Source organism: Aeromonas sp. MdU4, from assembly GCF_041929505.1.
In the GTDB taxonomy this organism is placed as follows: domain Bacteria; phylum Pseudomonadota; class Gammaproteobacteria; order Enterobacterales; family Aeromonadaceae; genus Aeromonas.
Window position 1 is genome coordinate 259 of the sequence record NZ_JBHFMW010000064.1, and the last position, 3,377, is coordinate 3,635.

At 59.0% G+C, this 3,377-nt stretch carries 3 protein-coding genes and 1 pseudogene; 2 read left to right on the forward strand and 2 right to left on the reverse strand.

Annotated elements, in window-relative coordinates; translation table 11 throughout:
* A partial coding sequence (locus ACE1BR_RS23155) for a prephenate dehydratase domain-containing protein (RefSeq protein ID WP_374874430.1) occupies positions 1–647 on the forward strand: 647 nt, incomplete at its 5' end.
* A 312-nt stretch (positions 648–959) separates the two neighbouring features.
* Here the strand turns inward: ACE1BR_RS23155 and ACE1BR_RS23160 are convergent.
* Positions 960–1,385 carry an LPP20 family lipoprotein gene (locus ACE1BR_RS23160; protein WP_033114192.1) on the reverse strand — a complete coding sequence of 142 codons (426 nt, stop codon included), beginning with the start codon at positions 1,383–1,385 and terminating at the stop codon, positions 960–962.
* Between the two features lie 10 nt (positions 1,386–1,395).
* Positions 1,396–2,016, reverse strand: coding sequence for a FlgO family outer membrane protein (locus ACE1BR_RS23165; protein ID WP_374874432.1), 621 nt, complete (start codon positions 2,014–2,016; stop codon positions 1,396–1,398).
* A gap of 251 nt (positions 2,017–2,267) precedes the next feature.
* On the opposite strand from ACE1BR_RS23165, the pseudogene ACE1BR_RS23170 reads away from it, so the two are divergent.
* Positions 2,268–3,275 (forward strand): annotated as a pseudogene (locus tag ACE1BR_RS23170) (flagellar assembly protein T N-terminal domain-containing protein); the annotation flags it as partial.
* Positions 3,276–3,377 lie beyond the last annotated feature (102 nt).

Consider the following 3,377-nt stretch of genomic DNA (forward strand, 5'->3'; position numbering starts at 1 on the left):
TCTCCATCGTCGGCGAACTGACCTACCCCATCGAGCACTGCATTCTCACCGCCGTACCGACCGAGCTAAGCCGCATCAAGACCTTCTATGCCCACCCGCAGGTGTTCCAGCAGTGCTCCCACTATCTGAGCAAGCTGGAAGGGGCACGCCACGAGATCTGTGACTCCTCCTCCAGCGCCATGATGAAGGTGAAAGAGCTGGCGAGCCCGGAGGCGGCCGCCATCGGCAGCGCCGCCGGTGGCGAGCTGTATGGTCTGGACGTGCTGGCCGAGCAGCTGGCCAACCAGAAAGAGAACTACAGCCGCTTTATCGTGGTGGCGCGCAAGCCCATCGACGTGGCGCCGCAGATCCCGGCCAAGACCACCCTCATCATGTCCACCTCCCAGAAACCGGGCTCGCTGGTGGAGGCGCTGCTGGTACTGCGCAACCACGAGATCAACATGACCAAGCTGGAATCCCGTCCGGTGCAGGGCAACCCGTGGGAAGAGATGTTCTATCTGGATGTCTCCGCCAACCTGCAGACCCCGGCGATGCAGGCCGCACTGGTGGAGCTGACCAAGCTCACCCGTTATATCAAGGTGCTTGGCTGCTACCCGAGTGAAGATGTCAAACCCACTGCAGTGCCACCGGTACTGATGGGCAAATAATCGAGCCAATCGGCACGAGGCGGGCATCATGCCCGCCTCTGTTTTTTCTGCCGTCAGGCACGATAAAGAGCCTGACCAAGAGTGTTTGCCGCCCTATCCATCGCTACCACGCCGATTATTTGTTCGATATAGCTAAATGACTAATGATTGTCATCAACCATGGCTTGACGATATTGCCCCCGCCTACCCGCCAAAATAATCCGAAAATGGCTAATTAAGGGCCATATTTCATCTTCCGACACTCACCCGGCCAGGCCCCGATAACAAAAAGGCGAGCCGCTGGCTCGCCTATCAGGCTATCTGCAACCCTATTTAGAACTGACCGGCCATCAGCTGGTTGATGTTGTAGAGGGCGCGGGTATCAAGCTCCATCTCGGTGGCATAGGTGTTGCCACGGGGATAGGAGGCCACCACCCGGGCACCACGCACCACGCCAGCCACCGACACATCGAGCGAGTTGGAGGTCTGGGTCAGATCGCGGTAGCTGCTCTGGCCGCGCACCTGCTGGCCGTTGAGCTGCTCGGCCAGCTCGCGATAGGCATCCATCTTGGAAGCGCGGATCGCCTGCAGCATCTTCTCCGACTGGGAGGGGCCAGGCTGGATGTCGATCACTGCATAGCCCACCGCCTTGAGCACCGGAAAATCATCGGGCTTGCCACCCTGGGTGTAATCCATCACCCGGTTGTAGCTGCAACCGGTGAGCAAGAGCGCCAGCAGGCAACCAAACAACATCTTCATGACTCGCTCCTTATGGGGTCAGGTTGACCAGATGACCGCCCGGTCTGGCCTGACTGTCACGCATCAAATAACCGCGGTTGATCGATGCCCGACCAAACGAGTTGTTGGCACCGAACAGATATTTTTGCGGGATCAGACTCTGGGCCGTGGTCTCCACCATCTTGGTACGCATATCGATGATGCGGGCGTTGACCAGGATCCCCTTGCTATTGCGACTGAAAGTGCCGACCAGAATGCGGGAGATGGGCAGACGGGAGGAGAGCTCCTTGTAGTTGCGGCTCAGCACGAAATCCCCCTGCGGCGTCACCTTGATGCTGCCGGTCAGCTTGAAGTCCACCACCACTTCACCACGGCGGTTGAGCTCGTAAATAAAGCTCTCCTCAAGCTGTTGGCCCATCCAGTTGGTATCCTGCAGGGTATCGAGATCGACAAAAGAGGCCACCGCGATGGGATCGGTCAGGGTGGAGAGTGATTTGCGCTCCATCAGCTGATCGGCCATACGCGCTACCAGCCAGTTAAGCTCCATCCCCTGCGCCGCCTGGCGGGGATCCCCCACGTCCCGATTGATAGGGTCGGAGCCGCAACCGGCCAATGCCAGAGCGAGCGCCAACGCCGTGATGAATTTGTTCATGGATACCTTTCCTGTATCTGCACCTGCTTTGTTATCGGACGCGTCCGCCAAACCTTGAGCCGGGAATGAGGCATGATTCTTGCTGTCTGTTTTGCTGTTAAGCCAACGTCTGGCAGATGGTCAGAAAAGCGCCATCGAACAACTGTTGTGATCCATGTCGGCCCGCGACCTCCCTTCAACAAGAACAAGGAGAGGCTGCAAGCCGCCTAAGCAAGGTGTCTGTTATGAAATTACCGCTGCTGTTGACCCTGCTGCTGGCCAGCGGCGCCGCCGTCTCCAGCGTGCAGCGTCTGGAGAATGGCAGCCTGCGCTCCGAGCAGATCCAGATCCGCTCTGGCGGCGACATTCGCCAGTACCGCCTCAAGCGGGAAGAGGTGCGCAACGGCCGCATGTACATCACCCTGGTGGCCGATATTCAGGCCGAGCGCCAGATCTGCCAGACCCAACACTTCGCCAAGGATTTGACACTGGTCAGACTGCGGCTGCGCTACCCCGATCAAGCCAGCTATGGTGCCATGGACGACATGCCGGAAAATCTCTCGCGCCGACTGTTCGAAACCCTCGCCAACGCCCCGCAAGGGGTCGCGGTGCGCCAGTGGCTGGATGAAAACCTGCGCATCGATCCACTCCACCTGCAACAGGGCGATCGCAGCGCCCTCGAGGAGATCAAGGCGCTTAGCCTGCGCACCGACAGCCAGTATCTGGTACTCGGCAGCATCGACGATCTCTCCATCGAGCCACAGGGCAACCAGCTGACCAGCTGGTATCAGGATCCCGTCCGCAATTTTCGGATGCAGCTCTACCTGTTCGATGGCATCAACGGCAGCCTGATCAACCGCAAGGTCTACGAAGGGCGCGCCACCTGGACCTTCGGCAAACGGGATCAGGTAGGCAGCAGCAGCGGCCAGTTCTGGCAGTCGAGCTACGGCCAGGAGGTCAACTACCAGTTGCAGCAAGCCGCTCAGGATCTGGTGGCCCAGCTCACCTGCGCCCCGGTTACTGCCCGGGTAGTCGGCCAGAACGAACGCGGCCCCTACATCAATCTGGGTCGGCGCAACGGCGTCAAACTCGGCGATCAGTTCCGGATCCAGCACAATGCCGACTTCATCGACCCTTACGGCAAATCGCGCATGATGCGCAACCCGGCCGACGGCCTGTTCGAAGTGGTGCAGGTATTCGACGACGGCGCCATCATCCGCAGCCAGAACAAATATTCGCCATTCAACATCCAGAATGGGGATTTGGCAGTATTGGAATAGGAATCAAGGGTTTAAAAGGGAGTCGCTTCTTGTATAATGCCCGCCACAAGGCTCCCGTAGCTCAGTAGGATAGAGCGGTCCCCTCCTAAGGGACAGGCCACT

Coding starts and splice junctions, on each gene's coding strand:
- ACE1BR_RS23165 (WP_374874432.1), bottom strand. CDS start 2,016: ATGAACAAATTCATCACGGCGTTGGCGCTCGCTCTGGCATTGGCCGGT.
- ACE1BR_RS23160 (WP_033114192.1), bottom strand. CDS start 1,385: ATGAAGATGTTGTTTGGTTGCCTGCTGGCGCTCTTGCTCACCGGTTGC.